20 protein-coding genes and 1 riboswitch are annotated in these 20,222 nt (G+C 72.1%); of the genes, 15 read left to right on the top strand and 5 right to left on the bottom strand.

Going from position 1 to position 20,222, the window contains the following annotated elements:
• Positions 1 to 79 precede the first annotated feature (79 nt).
• Positions 80 to 904, top strand: a complete 825-nt coding sequence (locus PKF00_RS17440) for a sensor histidine kinase (RefSeq protein ID WP_271218592.1) — start codon at positions 80 to 82, stop codon at positions 902 to 904.
• Positions 905 to 996: 92 nt separating this feature from the next.
• Here the strand turns inward: PKF00_RS17440 and PKF00_RS17435 are convergent, their stop codons facing one another.
• The 3 genes from PKF00_RS17435 to PKF00_RS17425 all read right to left on the bottom strand — a co-directional run bounded on the left by PKF00_RS17435 (position 997) and on the right by PKF00_RS17425 (position 3,449).
• Positions 997 to 1,284 (bottom strand): Lrp/AsnC family transcriptional regulator, encoded by a 288-nt coding sequence (locus PKF00_RS17435; protein ID WP_271218591.1) that lies wholly within the window; start codon positions 1,282 to 1,284, stop codon positions 997 to 999.
• A gap of 46 nt (positions 1,285 to 1,330) precedes the next feature.
• The gene (locus PKF00_RS17430) at positions 1,331 to 3,055 is read right to left on the bottom strand and encodes a DEDD exonuclease domain-containing protein (RefSeq protein WP_271218590.1); all 1,725 of its coding nucleotides are present in this window, start codon (positions 3,053 to 3,055) and stop codon (positions 1,331 to 1,333) included.
• A gap of 175 nt (positions 3,056 to 3,230) precedes the next feature.
• Complete coding sequence (locus PKF00_RS17425; protein ID WP_271218589.1) at positions 3,231 to 3,449, bottom strand: hypothetical protein; 219 nt, start codon at positions 3,447 to 3,449, stop codon at positions 3,231 to 3,233.
• A gap of 108 nt (positions 3,450 to 3,557) precedes the next feature.
• Here PKF00_RS17425 and PKF00_RS17420 point away from each other — a divergent pair, with 108 nt between their 5' ends.
• The 5 genes from PKF00_RS17420 (at position 3,558) to PKF00_RS17400 (ending at position 8,924) form a co-directional block, all read left to right on the top strand.
• Positions 3,558 to 4,757 (top strand): sensor histidine kinase, encoded by a 1,200-nt coding sequence (locus PKF00_RS17420; protein ID WP_271218588.1) that lies wholly within the window; start codon positions 3,558 to 3,560, stop codon positions 4,755 to 4,757.
• Positions 4,758 to 4,893: 136 nt separating this feature from the next.
• Positions 4,894 to 5,571, top strand: a complete 678-nt coding sequence (locus PKF00_RS17415; RefSeq protein WP_271218587.1) for a response regulator — start codon at positions 4,894 to 4,896, stop codon at positions 5,569 to 5,571.
• A 353-nt stretch (positions 5,572 to 5,924) separates the two neighbouring features.
• A complete protein-coding gene (locus tag PKF00_RS17410; RefSeq protein ID WP_271218586.1) occupies positions 5,925 to 7,187 on the top strand; it encodes an NYN domain-containing protein in 1,263 nt (420 codons plus the stop codon).
• A gap of 46 nt (positions 7,188 to 7,233) precedes the next feature.
• Positions 7,234 to 7,848: a hypothetical protein gene (locus PKF00_RS17405; RefSeq protein WP_271218585.1), complete on the top strand. Its 615-nt coding sequence runs from the start codon at positions 7,234 to 7,236 to the stop codon at positions 7,846 to 7,848.
• A gap of 128 nt (positions 7,849 to 7,976) precedes the next feature.
• Complete coding sequence (locus tag PKF00_RS17400) at positions 7,977 to 8,924, top strand: C40 family peptidase (RefSeq protein WP_271218584.1); 948 nt, start codon at positions 7,977 to 7,979, stop codon at positions 8,922 to 8,924.
• Between the two features lie 262 nt (positions 8,925 to 9,186).
• Here PKF00_RS17400 and PKF00_RS17395 read toward each other — a convergent pair whose 3' ends face one another.
• Positions 9,187 to 9,639 carry a MaoC family dehydratase gene (locus PKF00_RS17395; protein ID WP_271218583.1) on the bottom strand — a complete coding sequence of 151 codons (453 nt, stop codon included), beginning with the start codon at positions 9,637 to 9,639 and terminating at the stop codon, positions 9,187 to 9,189.
• A 383-nt stretch (positions 9,640 to 10,022) separates the two neighbouring features.
• A riboswitch (cyclic di-AMP (ydaO/yuaA leader) is annotated at positions 10,023 to 10,182 on the top strand.
• Positions 10,183 to 10,219: 37 nt separating this feature from the next.
• Here PKF00_RS17395 and PKF00_RS17390 point away from each other — a divergent pair.
• From PKF00_RS17390 to PKF00_RS17375, 4 genes are all read left to right on the top strand, one after another.
• Positions 10,220 to 10,774 (top strand): C40 family peptidase, encoded by a 555-nt coding sequence (locus tag PKF00_RS17390; RefSeq protein WP_271218582.1) that lies wholly within the window; start codon positions 10,220 to 10,222, stop codon positions 10,772 to 10,774.
• A 316-nt stretch (positions 10,775 to 11,090) separates the two neighbouring features.
• Positions 11,091 to 11,876, top strand: coding sequence for a hypothetical protein (locus tag PKF00_RS17385; RefSeq protein WP_271218581.1), 786 nt, complete (start codon positions 11,091 to 11,093; stop codon positions 11,874 to 11,876).
• On the top strand, positions 11,873 to 13,159 hold the full coding sequence (locus PKF00_RS17380; RefSeq protein WP_271218580.1) for a M48 family metallopeptidase: 1,287 nt from the start codon (positions 11,873 to 11,875) through the stop codon (positions 13,157 to 13,159). Before PKF00_RS17385 ends, PKF00_RS17380 begins: the two co-directional genes overlap by 4 nt.
• Positions 13,156 to 14,298 carry a glycosyltransferase family 4 protein gene (locus PKF00_RS17375; RefSeq protein ID WP_271218579.1) on the top strand — a complete coding sequence of 381 codons (1,143 nt, stop codon included), beginning with the start codon at positions 13,156 to 13,158 and terminating at the stop codon, positions 14,296 to 14,298. The genes PKF00_RS17380 and PKF00_RS17375 overlap by 4 nt, the downstream gene beginning before the upstream one ends.
• Before the next feature lie 105 nt (positions 14,299 to 14,403).
• On the opposite strand, the gene PKF00_RS17370 is transcribed toward PKF00_RS17375, so the two are convergent.
• On the bottom strand, positions 14,404 to 16,209 hold the full coding sequence (locus tag PKF00_RS17370) for an AMP-dependent synthetase/ligase (RefSeq protein WP_271218578.1): 1,806 nt from the start codon (positions 16,207 to 16,209) through the stop codon (positions 14,404 to 14,406).
• A 205-nt stretch (positions 16,210 to 16,414) separates the two neighbouring features.
• Here PKF00_RS17370 and PKF00_RS17365 point away from each other — a divergent pair, with 205 nt between their 5' ends.
• The 5 genes from PKF00_RS17365 (at position 16,415) to PKF00_RS17345 (ending at position 20,048) form a co-directional block, all read left to right on the top strand.
• Complete coding sequence (locus PKF00_RS17365; protein ID WP_271218577.1) at positions 16,415 to 17,182, top strand: metallophosphoesterase family protein; 768 nt, start codon at positions 16,415 to 16,417, stop codon at positions 17,180 to 17,182.
• A 144-nt stretch (positions 17,183 to 17,326) separates the two neighbouring features.
• Positions 17,327 to 17,764 carry an SRPBCC family protein gene (locus tag PKF00_RS17360; RefSeq protein ID WP_271218576.1) on the top strand — a complete coding sequence of 146 codons (438 nt, stop codon included), beginning with the start codon at positions 17,327 to 17,329 and terminating at the stop codon, positions 17,762 to 17,764.
• Between the two features lie 114 nt (positions 17,765 to 17,878).
• Positions 17,879 to 18,337, top strand: coding sequence for a hypothetical protein (locus PKF00_RS17355; RefSeq protein WP_271218575.1), 459 nt, complete (start codon positions 17,879 to 17,881; stop codon positions 18,335 to 18,337).
• A 22-nt stretch (positions 18,338 to 18,359) separates the two neighbouring features.
• Positions 18,360 to 19,304: an ROK family glucokinase gene (locus PKF00_RS17350; protein WP_271218574.1), complete on the top strand. Its 945-nt coding sequence runs from the start codon at positions 18,360 to 18,362 to the stop codon at positions 19,302 to 19,304.
• Positions 19,305 to 19,364: 60 nt separating this feature from the next.
• Positions 19,365 to 20,048 carry an endonuclease/exonuclease/phosphatase family protein gene (locus tag PKF00_RS17345; protein ID WP_271218573.1) on the top strand — a complete coding sequence of 228 codons (684 nt, stop codon included), beginning with the start codon at positions 19,365 to 19,367 and terminating at the stop codon, positions 20,046 to 20,048.
• The last annotated feature ends 174 nt before the right edge of the window (positions 20,049 to 20,222 follow it).

Here is a 20,222-nt window from a genome sequence, read left to right as displayed (position 1 = left end):
CTGCCTCCCCTCACGGGCGGACGCAAGATCCACCCATGAGGGGATGCAGCCCCGCGGGGCGCGGTCCTAGATTGCGCTCATGTGGCGTGTTGACCTTCTGGCCTGGGTGGCGCTCGGCCTGCTCCTTCTCGTGGTTGCCTGCCTGTCCCTGGCGACCGCGAGGCTCCTGCGTGAACGGCGTCGGCTGCTCCTGCGGCTCGAGGTGGAGCAGACCGAGCTCGCCGGGCAGCGGGAGGTCCTGGCGGGGGCCGTGACGACGAGGGAACGCGCCCGCATCGCCGGAGAACTGCATGACGTGGTCGCCCACGGGGTCAGCATGATGACGCTGGGCGTGGGCGCGGGCCGGATGATCATGGAGAAGGATCCAGCCAGGGCCCGCGAGACCCTCCGCGTGGCCGAGGAGTCCGGCCGGCAGACGCTTCTCGAGCTCCAGCGGATCCTGGTCCTGCTGCGCGAGGAGGGCGGCCTCACCGGGGCCAGGACGCCCCAGCCCAAGCTGTCGGACCTGTGCGACCTGCTCGCCGAGGTCCGTACGGCGGGCCTGCGCGTCGACGTGGTCGAGGACGGACGCCCCGTCGAGCTCGGCCTCGCCCTGGAGCTCTCGGCGTACCGGATCGTCCAGGAGGCGCTGAGCAACACCCTCAGGCACGCCAGGGCCAGGTCGGCCCACGTCACGCTGCGCTGGCGTCCCGGCTTCCTCGACGTGCTGGTCCGCGACGACGGCGAGGCCGTCCCCGTGCCCGCCGCGCTCAGCGTGGGGACGGGACTGCTCGGCATGCGCGAGCGCGCCACGATGTTCGGCGGGACCCTGGAGGCCAGGCCCCTCCCCGAGGGAGGGTTCGAGGTGCGGGCACGCCTGCCGACCATGGGGGAGACGCGTCCCGGCGCCCCCCCTTTCGGATGAACGTCCGCGCGCCGGGGCCCGCCGCTCGTCGCGCCGGGCGGGCGGGCGCCGCCGCGCGGCGCGTCACCCGGTGGGCGTCTCCCGGCGCGGTCCTAGTCGGACTCGCCGAGGCCGATCGAGAAGGCGGCCTCGAGGTCGTGCCGGGAGTAGGTGCGGAAGGCGATGTGCGTCTCGGTGTGCAGCACCCCGGAGACCTTGTTCAACCTGCCGGGAATGACCTCGGCGATCTCCTCGTAGGCGGAGACGCGGACCATGGCCAGCAGGTCGTACTCCCCGGTGATGGAGTACACCTCGCTCACCCCGTCGATCTCGGCGATCGCCTGGGCGACCTCGGGGATCCGGTCCACCTCGGCGTTGATGTGCACGATGGCGGTGACCACTGGCTTCCTCCTCGTTGAGAACTGCTCGCACTTTTCCACGAAGTTATCAGCGCAGCGGACGGCCATCGCGGGGCCTGTGCGGCTCGCGGGCCTGGTAGGCGCGATCGATGCGGGCCTTGAGCCGTCCCGCGCCGCCGATCGGCAGGCTCCAGTCGCCCTCGACCTGCACCAGGCGCACGCCGGGGCCCTCCAGCCAGCGCAGCACGCACTCGGTCTCCTCCGCGCTCGCGGCGGGAACCGGGCCGGGGCCGGGCACGACGGTCTCCGCGGTGGCCACGAGGGCGTCCACGAACGGGGTCGGATGGGCGCCCCTGGGCATCACCCCCGCCGAGGCCAGCCTGCCGTGCCTGACGACGTGGATCTCCCACGCGCCGCCGGTGACGGGGGCGGCGGCGACCATCTGCGGCAGCGAGGTCAACGCCCGCAGCCGCTGCATGCGCGCGCAGGTGCGGACGTACGAGGCGAGCCGGTCGCGGTCGGCGGCCGCCTCCTCGTAGCGCTGGTCGAGGGACAGGCGCTCCATCCTGGCCTCGATCGCGGAGAACACCTCGGCCGAGTCCAGCTCCATCGCCCTGCGGGCGGCGGTGACGTGCAGGCCGTACTCCTCGACGCTCTGGCGGCCCTCGCAGGGGGCCCCGCACCTGCCGATCCCCGCGAGCGCGCACGCGGGGCGGCCCGCGCGCGGGGTGATCCTCTCGGTGCACTGCCGCAGCGGGATCGTCTCGTGCAGCGCGGCACGGGCGTCCTCGGCGGCGCGCACGCCGCCGAAGGGGCCGAGGTAGGCCGCGCCGTCGTCCCTGACCTCGCGCACGACGGACAGGCGGGGGAACGGCTCGTCGGTGAGCTTGAGCCAGACCATCTTCTCCGGGAAACGCGACCTGCGGTTGTAGCGCGGCTTGGCCGAGCCGATCAGCCTGAGCTCCCTGACCTCCGCCTCGAGCGGGGTCGCGCAGGTGATCGTCCGGATCCGCTCGGCGAGGCCGACCATCTCGCGGATCCGCGGCCGGGTCTCGGCCGCGGTGAAGTAACTGCGCACGCGGTTGCGGAGGTTGGTGCTCTTGCCGACGTAGAGCGGGTCGCCGCGGTCGTCCTCGAACACGTAGACGCCGGGCCCCGAGGGCACCCCGTCCGCCAGATGCCGCTTGCGGCGCTGCTCGGCGGTCGGCGCGCGCACGAAGCCCTTCAGCTCCTCCAGGGTGTGCACCCCGAACGAGCCCGCCCGCTCCAGCAGGGCGTGGAGCACGTCCACGGTCGCCTGGGCGTCCGCGAGCGCGCGGTGGCAGGGCTCGGTCCTGCTGAAGATCCGGGCCAGCGTGGACAGCTTGCAGTTGGGGGCCTCGTCGCGGGTCAGCAGCCTGCGAGCCAGCACCACGGTGTCGACCACGGGGTGGGCGGGCGGGGGATAGCCGAGGGCGGCGCAGGCCGCCTTGATGAAGGACATGTCGAAGCCCGCGTTGTGCGCCACGAGCGTCGCGCCCTCGGCGAACTCCAGGAACGAGGGCAGCACCGACTCGATCTTCGGCGCCGCCACGACCATGGCGTCGGTGATGCCGGTCAGCACCGAGATGAACGGCGGGATCGGGGAGCCGGGATCGACCAGGGTGCCGAACTCGCCGAGCACCTCACCGCCGCGCACCTTGACCGCGCCGATCTCCGTGATCGCGTGCTCGCCCGCGGAGACCCCCGTGGTCTCCAGGTCGAACACGACGAACGTGATCTGCTCCAGCGGCGTGCCCAGCTCGTCCAGCGTCCCCTGCACGGCGTACTCCACGGTTCACGACCATAAGAGCCTCCACCGACATTTGCCGCTCCGGGTCCGCTTCCGGCCGCCGCCCCCGCGCGCGGCCGGACGCCTCTCCCGCGTCCGTCTCCGAGGTTTCCGCGGAGAACGCCGTGCCACGGCTCCTCACGCCTGTGGCGGAGGTCACCGGGCCCGCCGGTCCCCCTCAGCCCCGCCGGTCCTTTCTCCTCAGCGCCATGCCCGCCGAGCACAGCGCCAGGCCCAGCACGCCCAGCACGATGCCGGCGAAGATCTCGTAGCCGTCCAGGAAGTCCAGATAGTTCACCAGGAACCAGCTGCGCCCGCTGCCCCACAGGTTGTTGATCGTCCCGCCGACGGCCTGGACGACGCAGAGGGTCCCGAGGATCTCAAGGGTCACTTTCATGTCTCGATGCTGAGTGAGGGCACGGCCGCCGCGCGTCGGCCGAAGGTCGCCGAAACACCGACTTTGGTTGGTGTCGCACCGCTTTGGGCGGCCCTACCCTCGTACGGTGTGACGGAGTATCGATGGCTGCTGCCCGCGGTCCTGCACGGTGACTCCGCGGGCGATCGCTCCTCGGTGCGCCGCTCGGCCCGCGACTGGGGCGTCGACATCGTCATCTTCCTCGTGTCCGCGGGGCTGGGGCTGCTCGCGGGGCTGAGCCTGGGCGAGACCGCCGCGCCGCCGCCGCTCGTCGTCGCCGACCAGATCCTCGGGGCCGCCGCGTGCGCGCTGCTGTGGCTGCGCCGTCGCTGGCCGGTCGGGCTCGCCCTCGCCCTCGTGCCCACCGCGCTCGTCTCGACCGTCTCGGCCGGAGCCGTCGTCGCGGCGCTGTTCACCGTCGCCGTTCACCGGCCCTTCAAGGCCGTGGTCATGACGGGCGCGCTGCACGTGGCCGTGCTCGTGCCCGTGCTGTGGTGGCGTCCCGACCCCGAGATGCCCTACCTGGGGTCGCTGCTCGTCTCCGTGCTCTTCTACCTCCTGCTGATCATCTGGGGCATGTTCATCAGGGCGAGGCGTCAGCTCGTGCTGTCGCTGCGCGACCGCGCCGAGCGGGCCGAGGTCGAGGCCGAGCTGCGGGTCGAGCGGGCCAGGCACATGGAGCGCGAGCGCATCGCCAGGGAGATGCACGACGTGCTCGCCCACCGTCTCTCGCTGCTCAGCGTGCACGCGGGCGCGCTGGAGTACCGCCCGGACATCCCGGCTGGCGACGTGGTCCGGGCGGCCGGGGTGATCAGGTCGGGGGCGCACCAGGCGCTCCAGGACCTGCGGGAGGTCATCGGCGTGCTCCGCCTCGGCGGCGAGGGCACGGATCCCGACCGGCCCCAGCCGACCCTCGCCGACCTGGCCGGTCTCGTGGAGGAGTCCAGGCTCGCGGGCATGGAGGTGGCGCTCGACATGCGGGTGAGCGATCCCGGCGGGGCGCCCGCCAGACTCGGCAGGAACGCCTACCGGATCGCCCAGGAGGGGCTGACCAACGCGCGCAAGCACGCCGCCGCCGCGCGGGTCGACGTCACCGTGGCGGGCGGGCCCGGTGACGGGCTCACCGTCGAGATCCGCAATCCCACGACCGTCGGGCAGGCCATTCCCGGCAGCGGGACGGGCCTGATCGGGCTCACCGAGCGCGCCGAGCTCATGGGCGGCCGCCTCGACTACGGCACGTGCGTCGACGGCGGGTTCCGGCTCAGCGCGTGGCTGCCGTGGGCGGTGTGAGGAGGGGTGTCATGGCCGGTCCGGCGGAACGGAGGGGGCGGCGCGGCCGGGTGGCCGCGCGGGTGGCTACGGAGCGGCCTCCGCACGGCGGAGCCCGGCGTTCGGGCGGAGGACGGGCGTGGCTAACGTGATCGACATGAGCTCATCCGCTCCGAGGCCGGAGATCCGCGTGCTGATCGTGGACGACGACGCGCTCGTCCGCGCCGGGCTGTCCATGATCCTCGGCGGGGCCGCCGACCTGGTCGTCGTCGGCGAGGGCGCGGACGGGCGGGAGGTGCCGCACCTGGTGGCCGTGCACCGGCCCGACGTGGTGCTGATGGACATCCGCATGCCCGGGGTCGACGGGCTGAGCGCGACCGAGCGGCTGCGCGCCGCCGGCCCGGCTCCCGAGGTGGTCATCCTGACCACCTTCCACGCCGACGCCCAGGTGCTGAGGGCCCTGCGGGCGGGGGCGGCGGGGTTCCTGCTCAAGGACACCCCGCCCGGCGAGCTCGTCGCCGCGATCCGCAGGGTGGGGGCGGGCGAGCCGATCCTGTCGCCCGCCGTGACCCGCCAGCTCATCGCCCACGTCGCCGACGGCGGCGCGGGGGCGCGCCGTGAAAGGGCCGCGACGCTGCTGGCCGGGCTCAGCGAGCGCGAGCGCGAGGTCGCGCTCGCGGTCGGCAGGGGGAGCTCGAACGCGGAGATCGCCGCCGAGCTCTACATGAGCGTGGCGACGGTCAAGGCTCACGTGTCCCGGGTGCTGACGAAGCTGGAGCTGAACAACCGCGTCCAGATCGCCCTGACCGTCCACGACGCGGGTCACCTGACCTGAGCGGGCCGTGGCGGGGACGCCCGGAGCGGGGTGACACACGGGGCCGGGGGAGCGGAGGGGGCCTTCCGGGGTTTCCCGGTCGGGAGGTGGGGGAGTGTCGGATGGCGGCCGTTCGGCGAGGTGGTCGCGGGCGGGGTCGTACACCTGCCGGACGCCCGTCGTACATCTGGGAGAAGGCGGCTGTCCATGCGGTGTCAACTCGGCGGAGGCGTCCCCCGGCCCGCCGCTCAGGTCGGTGGCGGGGTGCGGTAGCCGTACCCTTGACGTGAAGACCAATCCGAGTAGGGGCCGTGATGAGTTCAGCCGGAGAGGGCCTGTCTCGTCCGTTGCCCGAGCAGGTTCGCTTACATGTCGTGGAGCTGGCATCCCAGATCCTCGGATCGATGTCCTCGGCCGCGGTGCCTCCGCCTCTGAAGGGGATCGCCAGGTTCGATCCCCGTAAACGGGCCAAGCTGGGCGGCGCGCCGATAGCTGCCCAGCTGGAGACCGACAAGAAGTTCCGTGAGCTGGTCGCGGAGGCGCTGGGCGCCGGCTGGCCCGAGCTGGTCGAGAGCCTCGCGGAGGGCGTCGTGCCGCCCGCGGCCGAGCCCGTGCTGGTCGCCGCCGCCGCGTATCTGACCAGGCCGCCCGGCTGGGTGGAGATGGTCGAGGTCGCCCGAGCCGACCTGGAGCAGTCGGCCGCGGCCGCCGAGGGGTCGGCGCAGGAGCAGACGCTCACCAGGCTGAGGGAGCAGCTCGCGGCGCAGAAGGCCGCGGCGAAGGAGGAGTCCGACCGGCTGCGCGAGCAGCTCAAGGGAGCCAGGTCCGAGATCTCCGACCTGCGGCGCAAGCTGCACGACGCGAGGGAGCGGGCCAAGGCCGCCGACGCGCGGGCCGCCGAGATGGAGGAGGCGGCCCAGGAGGCCAAGGCCGTCGCGGCGGCGGCGGGCAGCGCGGGGGAGAGCGAGCTTCGCCGTATGCGCGAGCGGCTGGCCGACGCCGAGCGGCAGCTTGAGGCCACGCGCAGGGCCGCCCGCGAGGGCCGCAGCGTGGAGGACACCAAGGTCCGCATGCTGCTCGACGCGCTCCAGGACGCCGCCGCCGGGCTGCGCAGGGAGCTCGCGCTGCCCTCCAGCATCCACCGGCCCGCCGACTCGGTCTCGTCCGTCGCGCCGGGCAGGCACGGGGTCCAGGCGGTGCCCGCGCGTGCCCTCGCCGACGACGATCCCGCCCTGCTCGACCAGCTGCTCGCGTTGCCGCAGATCCACCTGATCGTGGACGGCTACAACGTGACCAAGACCGGGTACGGCACGCTCACGCTCGCCGACCAGCGCAACCGGTTGCTGACCGGCCTCGGCGCGCTGTACGCGCAGACCCGCACCGAGCTGACCTGCGTCTTCGACGGCGCGGAGCTGAACGGCCCGGTTCCGGTGTCCGCCCCCCGCGGTGTCAGGGTGATGTTCAGCGCCCCGGGGCAGATCGCCGACGACCTGATCCGCCAGCTGGTCCGCGCCGAGCCCCTGGGCCGTGCCATCGCGGTGGTCTCCTCCGACCGCGAGGTGGCCGAGTCGGTCCGGCGGATGGGCGCCCGGCCGGTCCCGTCGGTGTTACTTCTGCGACGTCTGGGACGTGCCTGAACCTTTTGGCTCTATGGTTCATCGGATCACACTGGAGGTTGATTCGATGAAGAAGCTTGTCGCGCTGGTCTGTGCCGCGCTCGTCGCCGGCACGGCCGCGGCCGCCCCCGGCATTCCCAAGGGGTTCCTGCTGTACGAGAAGGCCGCGGCGCAGAAGGACGACGATCCCGAGACGAGCTGGAAGGTCAGCGACTCGCTGAGGACTCCGTTCGCGGTGGACCCCTGCGGCAGGGGAGCGGTGGGGAAGACGGGCAGGACGGCCGTCAGGACGGTGACGTTCGTCGGGGTTCCGGACTTCATGAAGGTCGAGCAGGTCCTGCTGTACGGCTCGCGGAAGGACGCCGAGCGGGCCATGGCCCAGCTCCGCGGCGGGCTGACCGCGTGCGCGTCGAAGGCGGACGCGGGTTCCACCTACCGCTACGCCTCCGCCGCCGTGGCCCGGCTCGGGGACGACGCGCTGAAGGTCTCGGGACAGGTCTACTACAAGGGGAAGGCCGGGGTCGGCGGCGACCGCAGTGTGGTGGTCAGGAAGGGCAACGCCGTGCTGGTCTACCTCTGGGCGGGGGAGTACGCCAAGCCGGTCAAACGCGACTGGGCCGACCAGCTGCGGGACGCCACCCGGATGACCGCGAGAATTTGCGGGGTGGCCGCCTGTCGGTAAAGAACAAAACGGCCAAAAAGGTGAGCTGAACCTTACTTGTTCTGTACTATTTCGCCCCAGGTCTTTGGCGTTGGGGAGGCGGCACGGTGGCCGTGGCGGGTAAGCCGGTTGGGTTTGTGCGGATGCCGATGGCTGCGGGTCTGGCCCTCGCCCTGCTGATGGTGCCGGTCGGTGGCGCGCTCGCCGAGCCGAAGCCGACGATCGCGCAGGCCAAGAAGAAGCTCGACAAGCTCAACGATCAGGCCGATCAGCTCGTCGAGAAGTACAACCAGGCCAGTGAGAAGTGGAAGAAGGCCCGCAAGAAGTACCGAGGCCTGAACGCCGCCCTCACCACGCAGACCGCGAAGGTCGCCGGGTTGCGCAAGGACCTCGTCACCATGGCCGTCACCAGCTACCAGGGCGGCTCCGTCGGCTGGCAGAACCTGGTCGGTCAGGCCAACCCCAACCTCGTGTTGAGCGGTCTGGCCACGGCCGACCAGATCTCCGCCTCCCGGGCCCAGACCCTGAACGCCTTCGACGAGGCCAACAAGGAGCTGCGCGACAACCGCGACAAGGCCAAGGAGGCCCTGGCCGAGGCCGACCAGACGCGTGACGAGCTGGCCGACGAGAAGACCAGGGTCGAGAAGATGATCAAGGCGCAGACGAAGGTCCTGCGCGAGCTCGGCACCTACCGGACCGGCGACCCCAACAGCTCGGGGATTCAGTACAACGGCCCGGCCTCGGGCAACGCCAGGGCCGCGTTGAGCTTCGCCTACGCCCAGATCGGCAAGCCGTACCGGTACGGCGGCACCGGCCCGGACGGCTGGGACTGCTCCGGGCTCGTCCAGGCCTCCTGGCGCAGCGGAGGGGTGAGCCTGCCGCGCACCACCTGGGAGCAGTGGAGCTGGGGCGCCAGCCGTAAGGTCTCGCTGAGCGAGCTCCAGCCCGGCGACCTCCTGTTCAGCCAGGGCCTGGGCCACGTGGGCCTCTACGCGGGCAACGGCAAGATCGTTCACGCTCCGCAGACCGGGGACGTCGTCAAGGAGGTCCCGCTGTCGGCGTACGGCGGCCGCCTGGTCGGAGCCGTCCGCCCCTGATCGTCCCTGAGGCGGTCGCCCCTCGGGACCGGCCGCCTGCCGCCCGCGGGGCCGCTTCGGCCCTCCGTGGCCCTCTGAGGCCCCTGTGGGCCGCTGTGTCCCCCCGGGCGGCGCTCGGCCGCCCGGAGCCCCGCCCCGTGGACGCCGGGCGGAGAGGCTTCGGACGTCGGGGGAGGGGCTCCGGGCGTGCCGGGCACGGAGGGCGCCGGGGACGGAGGCGTCAGGCCGCGCGGCGACCGTCAGGCCGTGCGGAGAAGAGGCCTCAGGCCACGTAGAGCGAGAGGGTCTCCGCCACGCAGGCCGCTCTCTTCTGGCCCTCCACCTCGACGGTCATCTTGACCTTCACCAGCTTTCCCGCGGGGGAGTTCTTGACGTCGGTGAGCTCCGCGCCGCCGCGGACCCGCGAGCCGACCCTGACCGGCGCGGGGAAGCGGACCTTGTCGAGCCCGAAGTTGACGCCCATCGTGATCCCCTCGACCTGGAAGATCTCGGTCATGAGGGCCGGCAGCAGCGCCAGCGTCAGGTAGCCGTGGGCGACGGTGCCGCCGAAGGGGCTCTCGGCCGCCCGTACGGGGTCGACGTGGATCCACTGGTGGTCGTCGGTGGCGTCGGCGAACATGGCGACCTGCTCCTGGGTCACCTCGCGCCAGGCGCTGTAGCCCAGGTGTTCCCCCTTGGCGGCGGTGAGGTCGGCGAGGTCGGTGAAGGATCTCATGCCACCGAATCATGCCCGATCGGCCGACCGCGTCGTGCGGGGGGCGACGCCGCGCCCGGGATCCGGCGGCCGTGGGACCGCGTCGCGAGGGTCGGGACCGGTGTGACGCGTGTGACGGAAGTGACTCCTCCGGGGCCGGACGCGAAGAATGTGACGAGGGTCATATTCGAATGCGGTAAACGCCGCTCGATCAGGTGTTTCGTGAAGGTGAAAATCTTTTTTTGATCTTCGAATTTGACGAACCCTTTGCCTGAACTTTGTAATCGAGGTACCTTCTCGGCGCGGTGAGCAAGCCATGCCGCCGCGTCGAATGCCGGTCCTCCAGGCCGGTGTCCCACATAGAGATCCAGCTGGTCACCGTTTCCCTATGGGGTGCGCCCCACCACGGTGACCTGCCGAGTCCGTGCAGCCAGGAGGCACGGAGCCGGGGAACCAATCGGCCTTAGACATATGGCCAGGGGTGAATCGACATGTCTGTTGTCGTAGGGCGTCTTCCCAGCCCGAATCCGTCAGCTAACCCGGTAGGCATCAGTGGAAGTCCCAAGGAGAAATCCTGTCTACCACCCCGCACAACCCTAGTTTGTCGCGCCTTTTTCGCCTTTCTCTGGGCGGTTTCGCCCTCACACTGACTGCCTCAGCCGGAGCGGTCACGCTGGGATCGACGGCGGCAGGGGCGACGACGGACACCGCGGCCGCCATTCAGGTCAAGAGCACGGCGAAGACCCACGTCAAGCGCACGGCGAAGGCCAAGATGAGCAAGGCCGCACGCCAGCAGGTGAAGGCCAGGAAGGCCGTGGCGACGGCTGAGAAGCAGATCGGCGATCCGTACCGGTGGGGAGCCTCCGGTCCCGGCGCGTTCGACTGCTCGGGGCTCGTCCAGTACGCATGGCGCAAGGCCGGGGTCTCCCTCCCCCGGATCACGCACAGCCAGTACCGCGCCGTCAGGAAGAAGGTCCCGTGGAGCAAGTTGCGCCCCGGTGACCTGCTGTTCTTCTACGGCAAAGGCCACGTCGGCATGTACGTCGGCCACGGCAAGATGGTTCATTCGCCGAGCAGCGGCAAGACGGTCCGGATCGTGAGGCTGAAGGGGTACTACAGGTCCTCCTTCGCCGGAGCGGTCCGTCCCGGCGGCTGACAGCGGTATACGGCCCCGTCCACGCTCCCGGTGGACGGGGCCGTCGCATGTCGACCGGACACGTGCGGCGGAGCCGGTCGGAAACGCACAGAGCCTCTGAGACACCCACAGAACCGGTCAGATGCTCATGGAGCAGCTCAGACAGACATAGAGCAGATCAGACGCTCGCGAAGCATGTCGGGTGCGCACAGAACATGTCGAAGAGCCGCAGGAGCGGCAGGAAGTTCATGGAGTTGGTCGGACAGGTGCAAAGTGATCGCGTGCCGCTCCGGCACGCACCGGGCCGAGACGCGCGGGTCGAGTAGCATCGGCTGACATGTCCGTCCCGCAGGGGCGCCGAGCCATGCTCGCCGGGATGCTGGCGCTGATGGGCGCCGGTCTGGTCACCGGGGCGCGGCCCGCGTCGAGGGCGGTCCGTGACCTGTGGCCCGGCGCCGCGACCGTGGTCCGCGGCGAGCGCTCGCTCGTCGTCGGCCATCGCGTCCCCTCCGCCGAGCTGCGCGATCTGGTGTCGAGGGCCGACCGCGCCTGCCGTACCGTCGCGGAGGTCTGGGGGCCGGTCAGGGCGGTGCTCCTGTTCCCCGCCACGGACGCCGAGGCCGCGACGCTCGCCGGAGCGGGGGCGACCGGCGGCCTGGCCGCGATGGCCACCGCGGACCGGGTGGTCGTCCTGCCGACGGGTTACGCCAGGCTCAGCGCCGCGGGCAGGGACGTGGTGATCACCCATGAGCTCACCCACGTGGCCACGGGGGCGACCAGGGGCGGCCGGGTGCCGATGTGGCTGTCGGAGGGGTTCGCCGACTACGTCGGCTACCGGGACGCGGGGATCGCGGTGCGGGCGGCCGCCGCGGAACTCGCCGAGGAGGTGTGCGCGGGCGTCCTGCCCTCCCGCCTCCCCGAGCCCGCCGACTTCGCCCCCGGCGCGCCGAGGCTGGCGCAGGCCTACGAGGAGGCCTGGCTCGCGTGCCGCTACATCGCGGAGCGCTTCGGCGAGAGGGCGCTGGTGAGGCTTTACGGTAGCGATGTGGGCAGCGTGCTGGGCCTGTCGCGGGCGGAGCTCACCGCAGCCTGGCGCGACCACCTCCGGAGGGAACTCGCATGACGCGGACCGTGACGGACACCTCCCCGGCGCCGGGGGCTCTGCGCGGGGCCGGATGGGCGCTGGCCGTCCTCGGCGCGGCCACGCTGGCGGTCGTCGCGCTCACCACGCCGTGGCGGGCCCTGCCCGAGGGCGCGCCGCCGGTCGCGCCCGATCCCGCCCGCGACTTCACCGCGGCCGAGATCGCCCGTTCCGAGGCCTTCGACTCCGCCGTCAGCGCCCCCGCCTACCTGTCGCTCGGGCTGACCCTGCTCGTCGCCGGGCTGCTGGTGGCGACCCCGCTGGGCGCGCGGGCGCTGTCCCGCCTGCGGGGTCCGTGGTGGGCGCGGGTGCTGCTCGGGGTCCTCGCGGTCTCCGTGGTCGTGGCGATCCTGCGCTGGCCGCTGGGCGTGTGGTCGGAGATCCGGTTGCGCGAGTTCGGCCTGTCGACGCAGACCTGGCCGTCGTGGACCGCCGACCGTCTCAAGAACCTCGGGGTCGGCACCGGGCTGTCGGCGATCATGGTGCTCGCCGTGGTCGCGCTGGCCCGCCGCTACCGCCGCTGGTGGATCCCCGCCGCGGTCGGCGCGTTCACGCTGACCGTGCTCGCCTCCTTCGCCTACCCGGTGGTGGTCGAGCCCCTCTTCAACGACTTCACGCCGATGCCCGCGGGGCAGCTTCGCACGGACCTGCTCGCCATGGCCGCCAAGGACGGCGTGCCGGTCGAGAACGTGCTCGTGGCCGACGCCTCCCGGCGGACCACCGCGCTCAACGCCTACGTCTCCGGGTTCGGCGCGACCCGCAGGATCGTGGTCTACGACACGTTGCTGAAGGCCCCCGCCGACCAGGTCGAGCTGGTCGTCGCGCACGAGCTCGGCCACGCCAAGGCGGGTGACGTGCTGTACGGCACGCTCGTCGGCGGCCTCGGCGCGGCCTGCGGGGCGTGCCTGCTCTATCTGCTCACCTCCGCCGGGCCGGTACGGCGGCGCACCGAGGTGCCCTCGGCCGCGGATCCGAGGGCGGTCGGTCTGATCATGGGGCTGCTGAGCCTGGCGACCGTCCTGTCGGGTCCGGCGCAGAACCTGGTCAGCAGGCACATCGAGACCCGCGCCGACGCGCACGCACTGGACCTGACGAGGAATCCCGTGGTGTTCGGGGCCATGCAGAAACGGCTTGCGGTTACTAATATTTCGGATTTGTCACCTGATGTCGTTGAATATCTCCTTTATGCCTCTCACCCCACGGCGCCGCAGCGCATCGCGATGGCACGTTCCTGGGCCCTGCTGAACGGCGTCGCCGAACCGTGAACCGCACGCTGATCGTCACCAACGACTTCCCGCCCAGGGCGGGCGGCATCCAGTCGTTCGTGCACGGCCTGGCCGCCTGCCGCCCGCCCGGCTCCGTGATGGTCTACGCCCCGAGCTGGCCGGGGTGCGCCGACTTCGACAGGCGGCAGCCGTACCCCGTGGTGCGCCATCCCACCTCCCTGATGCTGCCGACCCGCGCCGTCGCCCGCAGGGCCGCCGAACTGGTCACCGGGTCCGAGTGCGAGACGGTGGTCTTCGGGGCGGCGGCCCCGCTCGGCCTGCTCGCGCCGCGGATGCGCGCGGCGGGCGCGCGGCGGATCGTCATGGTCACCCACGGGCACGAGGCGGCCTGGGCGGGCGTCCCGGTCGCCAGGGGGCTGCTGGCGAGGATCGGCGCTCACGCCGACGCGGTGACCTACCTGGGGGAGTACACCCGGCGTCGCCTCGCGGAGGTCATCCCGGAGGACCGGCTGGTACGGCTCGCGCCCGGCGTCGACACCGGCCTGTTCCGTCCCGGCGCGGGCGGGCAGGGGGTCCGCGCGGCCCTGGGCCTGGAGGACAGGCCGGTCGTGGTCTGCCTGTCCAGGCTGGTGCCCCGCAAAGGGCAGGACATGCTGTTGCGGGCCTGGCCCCGCGTGCTGCGCGCCGTGCCCGACGCCGTGCTGCTGATCGTCGGCGGCGGGCCGTACCGGAGGGTGCTGGAGCGGCTCGCCCGGCCGATGGGAGACTCGGTCAGGATCACCGGTCCCGTGCCGTGGGCGTCCCTGCCCGCCCACCTCGACGCGGGGGACGTCTTCGCCATGCCGTGCCGTACGAGACTGGGCGGCCTCGACGTCGAGGGGCTCGGCATCGTCTACCTGGAGGCCTCCGCCAGCGGGCTGCCCGTGGTCGCCGGCTCGTCCGGCGGAGCCCCCGACGCCGTCCTGCCCGGGGAGACCGGGCTGGTCGTCGACGGCGCCTCACCGGCCGAGATCGCGGCGGCCCTCGTCCGTCTGCTGGAGGATCCGGCGGCGGCGCGGGCGATGGGGGAGCGCGGGCGGGAGTGGGTCGAGCGCGAATGGGACTGGAAGCTGGTCACCGACCGCTTCGCGGGCCTGCTCGAGACGCCGCCGGGCACGGCGGCCGTCGCGGGAACGTGAAACGGGCGGCCGAGGTTCTCCACGGGCCTCGGCGCCCCCTCAGGGCGTGAGTCCCGGGGAGTCCCCGGGGAGTCACGGTCCGAGGACGAGCCGCGCGGGACCCGCTCAGCCGGCCGGGGCGTCGCCGTACAGGGACTCGATCTGCTTGGCGAAGTCGCGCGTCACCAGGTTGCGCTTGACCTTGAGCGACGGGGTGACGTGGCCGCTCTCCTCGGTGATGTCGGTGTCGAGCACCGTGAACCTCTTGATCTGCTCGGCCTTGGAGACCGTCCTGTTGGCGTCGTCGACCGCCTTCTGCACCTCGGCGAGGATCGCCGGGTCGACGCTGAGCTCGGCGACGCTCGCCCCCGTCCTGCCGTTGGCCTTCTTCCAGTGCGCCAGCGCCTCGGGGTCGAGGGTCACGAGCGCCGCGACGTACGGCCTGTCGTCGCCGACCACCATCGCCTGGCTGACCAGCGGGTGGGCGCGGATGCGGTCCTCCAGCGGCCCGGGGGAGACGTTCTTGCCCGCCGCGGTGACGATGAGCTCCTTCTTGCGCCCGGTGATGCGCACGTAGCCGTCACCGTCCAGCTCGCCGAGGTCGCCGGTGTGGAACCAGCCGTCCGCGTCGATCACTTGCGCGGTCGCCTCGTCGTCGTTCCAGTAGCCGCTGAAGATGTGGCGGCCCTTGACCAGCACCTCGCCGTCCTCGCCGATGCCGATCGTGACGCCGGGGAACGGCTTGCCGACGGTGCCGACCTTGTTGGCGCCCGGCTGGTTGACCGCCGAGGGGGCCGAGGTCTCGGTCAGGCCCCAGCCCTCGAAGACCTCGATGCCGACGCCCTTGAAGAAGTGCGACAGCCGCTCGCCCAGGGCGGAGCCGCCGGAGACCGCGGCCGACAGCCTGCCGCCGGTGGCCGCGCGGAGCTTGCCGTACACCAGCCTGTCGAAGAAGGCGTGCCTGAGCTTGAGCCCGAGCCCGGCGCCGCCGGAGGACTCGGCGCGGCTCCAGGCGATGGCGGTCGCGGCCGCCGCGTGGAAGATCTTTCCCTTGCCCTCGGCGGAGGCCTTCTGCTCGGCGGTGTTGTAGACCTTCTCGAACACCCTGGGCACGCCCAGCAGGAACGTCGGCCGGAAGCCCTGCAGGTCGGGGGCGACGTTCTTCATGTTCGGGGTGTGCGCCAGGACCGTGCCGGTCTCGACCAGCACGAGCTGGATCATGCGGGCGAAGACGTGCGCGAGCGGCAGGAACAGCAGCGCGGCGCTCCCCTGGGTGAACAGCGGCTCCAGCGGTCCCGCCGCGACGTTCCTGGCGGTGAACAGCAGGTTGTCGTGGGTCAGCGAGCAGCCCTTCGGGCGGCCCGTGGTGCCGGAGGTGTAGACGATGGTCGCCAGGTCGGCCGCGCCGCGCGCCGTCCTGCGCTCCTCCAGCGTCTCCTCGCTCACCTCGGCGCCGCCCTCGGCCAGCTCGTCCAGGGCGCCGTTCTCGATGTGCCAGAGGTTCTTCGGCTCGGGCAGCTCGGACAACGCCTCGCGCACCGTCTCCTCGTGCGCGTCCAGCTCGACGAAGACGGCCTTCGCGCCGCTGTCGGTGACGATCCACCTGACCTGGTCGGACGAGGACGTCTCGTAGATCGGCACGGTGACGGCTCCCGCGGCCCAGATCGCGTAGTCGATGACCGTCCACTCGTAGCGGGTCCGCGACATCAGGGCCACCCGGTCGCCCGGCTGCACGCCCGCCGCGATCAGTCCCCTGGCCGTCGCCGCGACCTGGTCGCGGAACTCGCCCGCGGTGACGGCGGCCCACTCCCCGCCGACCTTGCGGCGGAGGGTCACGGTTCCGGGCTCTCGTTCGGCGCGCAGGAAGACCGTGTCGGTCAGGTTGGCGGAGGCGGGGACATCCACCAGGACGGGGACGCTGTACTCACGCACGGGTAACTCCTGCGGGACGCGCGGTCGACGGACGCCTGAGGTCGTCGCGACGCACTACGCGCCGGTGATCGTCGCCAGGCGTTCTCGGGGGCGATTTCACGGTATCAGTCCCGCCACGCGAGGCCTCCTGACCGCGCGCAGGGCGCTCGTGTCGCATCCGAGTCGTTATCCGTGTCCGTATTCGTCGAACGATTAGGATGTCGGCATGCGGGTTCATGTCGTCAGCGATGTGCACGGAAGAGCCGACGCCCTGGCCCGCGCGGGAGACGGCGCGGACGCGCTCGTCTGCCTGGGCGACCTGATCCTGTTCGTCGACTACGACGACCACTCCCAGGGCATCTTCCCCGAGTTGTTCGGAGCCGAGCGGACCTCGCGGCTCGTCGCGCTGCGCACCGCCAAGAGGTTCGAGGAGGCCAGGCGGATGTCGGCCGCGCTCTGGGCCTCGCTGGACGGCGACCCCCAGGAGCACATCGAACGCCTGGTGCGCAGGCAGTACGCCGAGATCTTCGCCGCGATGCCGACCCCCGCCTACCTCACCCACGGCAACGTGGACCTGCCGCGCTACTGGCCCGACTACGCCAGGCAGGGCCACCACGTGCTCGACGGGCAGACGGCGGACATCGGCGGCCTGCGGTTCGGCTTCGTCGGAGGCGGGCTGCGCACGCGCTACCGGACGCCGAACGAGATCGACGACGAGGAGTTCGCGCGCAAGGTAGAGGCGGTCGGCGAGGTCGACGTGCTCTGCTGCCACATCCCTCCGGCCGTCCCCGAACTGCTCTACGACGTCGTCGCCCGGCGCTTCGAGCGGGGCAGCGAGGCCACGCTGGAGGCGATCAGGCGCACCCAGCCGCGTTACGCCCTGTTCGGCCACGTCCACCAGCCACTGGCCGCCCGCACCCGCATCGGCAGGACCGAGTGCCTCAACGTGGGGCACTTCCGCGGCAGGGGCGTTCCCTTCGCCCTCGAGTGGTGAGCGGCGTCCCCGCAACGTCCCCGTAGTGTTTCCGCGGCGTCCCCACAGCGTCCCCGCAAGGTCCCCGCAGGGTCCCGCCGCGGCCGGTGAGCCACGAGGCGGCGCGGGAACGACGAAGGGGGGACGAACGAGTACGGTAAGCCCATGGCTGATCGCACCACCTCGAACATCACGATCGGCGCCGACCGGTCGACCGTCATGAAGGTCATCGCCGACTTCGCGGCGTACCCCGAGTGGGCGGGCCAGGTGAAGTCGGCGCGAATCCTGTCGACCGGGGAGGACGGCCTCCCCGCGACGGTCAGGTTCGCCCTGGACGCGGGCGTGATCAACGACGAGTACACCCTCGGCTACACCTGGCACGGCGAGGACTCCGTCGACTGGAGCGTCGTCGAGGCGGGGAAGATGGTCTCCGGGCTCACCGGCAGCTACCGCCTGGCCGAGACGGGCGGCGGCACCGAGGTGACGTACGAGCTCGCGGTCGACCTCAAGGTCCCGATGATCGGCATGATCAGGCGGAAGGCGGAGAAGGTCATCATCGACACGGCCCTGAGGGGGCTGAAGAAGCGCGTCGAGAGCCCGTGAGGCGGCGGGCGGCGCGCCCAGGGGTTCCAGCCGCGGTGCCCGCCCGCAGGTCCGTGGGGGAGAGGGTGCTCCGAGAGGGCCTTCTCCGGGTACGGTTCGAGACGGGAGGGCCTGATGACTGAGAAGACCGCAAGAACCGACGACACCGAGAAGTCGGCCAACGACAGGGACCCGCTGGGCAGCGCGGCCGAAGAGGCGTTCAAGCTTTTCGAGTCGCTCCAGCAGAAGGCGACCAGGGAGCTGCGCAGGAACTTGATCAGGGGCACCGTGAGCGGGTTCGGCAACGCCTTCTCCAGCGGTTTCTCCAGCGGCGGCCGGAGCAGCCAGGACGTGTGGGGGGAGGCGGTCTCCGAGCACGACGAGTACATCTGCCGGGCCTGCCCCGTCTGCCGGGCGATGGCCGCCCAGCGCGAGTCGGGTGGCGTGGTCGCCGACCACCTGATGCAGGCGGGCAGCGAGCTGTTCGCCGCCTTCAAGTCCGCGGTCGACGGGCTTAACCGGCCCTCGCCCGGGCAGCGGGCGCGTGAGCGTGCCCGGACGGAAACCCCCGTGGAGCACATCGACCTGGGATGAGCCCAGGGGGAGAGGACGAGCAATGGCGCTGACCATCGGTGTCGACATCGGCGGCACGAAGATCGCGGCAGGCGTCGTGGACGAGGACGGCCGCATCGTCGAGCATCTTCTGCGGCCGACCCCGGCCAAGGATCCCGAGCAGGTCGCCAAGACCATCGGCGAGGCCGTCGGGGAGCTGGCCAAGGGCCGGGAGATCGAGGCCGTGGGACTCGGCGCCGCGGGGTTCGTCGACGAGACGCGCGCCGTCGTGCGTTTCGCGCCCAACCTCGCCTGGCGTGAGGAGCCGTTGCAGAAGAAGGTCTCCGACCTGCTCGGCCTGCCCGTCGTGGTCGAGAACGACGCCAACGCCATGGCCTGGGGAGAGGCCAGGTTCGGCGCGGGGCGCGGTGAGAGCCATCTTGTGTGCGTGACCGTGGGCACCGGGATCGGCGGCGGCATCGTGTTCGACGGCTCCCTCTACCGGGGCCGCTGGGGCATGGGCGCCGAGCTCGGCCACATGCAGGTCGTCCCCGAGGGGCGTCTGTGCGGATGCGGCAACCTGGGCTGCTGGGAGCAGTACGCCAGTGGAAACGCCCTGGTCACCGAGGCCAGGGAGATCGCCGAAGCCGACCCGGGGCGTGCCGCGAAGCTGCTGGAGATCGCCGGCGGCACGCCGGAGCAGATCGAGGGCCGCGAGGTCACCGAGGCGGCGCGGCAGGGAGACTCGGCCGCGCTGGGCGCGTTCTCCGCGATGGCCGACTGGCTCGCCCAGGGCCTGTGCGACCTCGCCGCCGTCCTCGACCCCGGCTGCTTCGTCCTCGGCGGGGGCGTCTCGAACGCCGCCGACCTGTGGATCGACCAGGTCCGTGAGAGCTTCGCCGCCAACCTGACGGGCAAGGGGCACCGCCCGATTCCCGACATCCGCCTGGCGGAGCTGGGGGCGTCCGCAGGCCTGGTGGGCGCGGCGGACCTCGCCCGGATCCGCTGAGGGAAGGGACGCCTCCTGCGGGGTGAGGGCACGGCGCCGCTCAGGGTCGCCACCTACAACGTGCGCTCCATGAAGGACGACGTCGCGGCCCTGGGGCGGGTGATCACCGCGCTCCGCGCCGACGTGCTCTGCGTCCAGGAGGCGCCCAGGTTCCTGCGCTGGCGTCACAGGCGCGGGCGGCTGGCCGCCTCGGGAGGCATGTCCGTGGCGGCGGGCCGCCGGCTGGGCGGGGTGGCCGTGCTGACCGGTGCCGGCGTGCGGCCGCTGCACGCCGAGGGCCGCCTGCTGACGTTCTTCCTCGGCCTCGAGCAGCGCGCGATCGCGATCGCCGTGGTCGAGCGCGGCGGGCAGCGGGTGGCCGTCGGCTCCGTCCACCTCGATCTCGACGCCGCGGCGAGGGCCCACCACGCGAGACAGGCGCTGACCCTGCTGGAGGCCGTCGCCGCCCGTTTCCGCGCGCTGCCCGTGCTGGCCGGGGACGTCAACGAACGGCCGGGAGAACCGGCCTGGCGGCTGCTGGCCGGGCGGCTGAACGACTGCTACCCGGTCTCGCCGCGCGGCGACGGTCTCACCTTCCCCGCGCGGCGGCCCCACGCGCGCATCGACGCGATCTTCGCCGCCCCCCGGCTCGAGGTGGTCTCCTGCGGTGAGGCCGAGGCCGACCCCCGCGACCTGGCGCTCGCCACCGACCACCTGCCGGTGCTCGCCGAGCTGGCGCTCCCCGGCGGGCCCGCGGACCGCTGACGGGGCAGGGGCCCGGAGCCGGGGTGGTCCGCGTGTTCACAGACCGCCGACCGGGCCGGGAGCGGAACCGGTCGTGGCTCCGCGGGGATCGCGGACAGGCCGGAAAACCGGGATTCCCGGTGGGCCGAGAGCGTCGGAGACGGCCGGGGACGGGGATCGCCCGAGTGCTCAGGG

Origin of the sequence: Streptosporangium carneum (assembly GCF_027922005.1) — a bacterium.
In the GTDB taxonomy this organism is placed as follows: domain Bacteria; phylum Actinomycetota; class Actinomycetes; order Streptosporangiales; family Streptosporangiaceae; genus Streptosporangium; species Streptosporangium carneum.
This window is presented reverse-complemented; position numbering and strand designations above follow the sequence as displayed.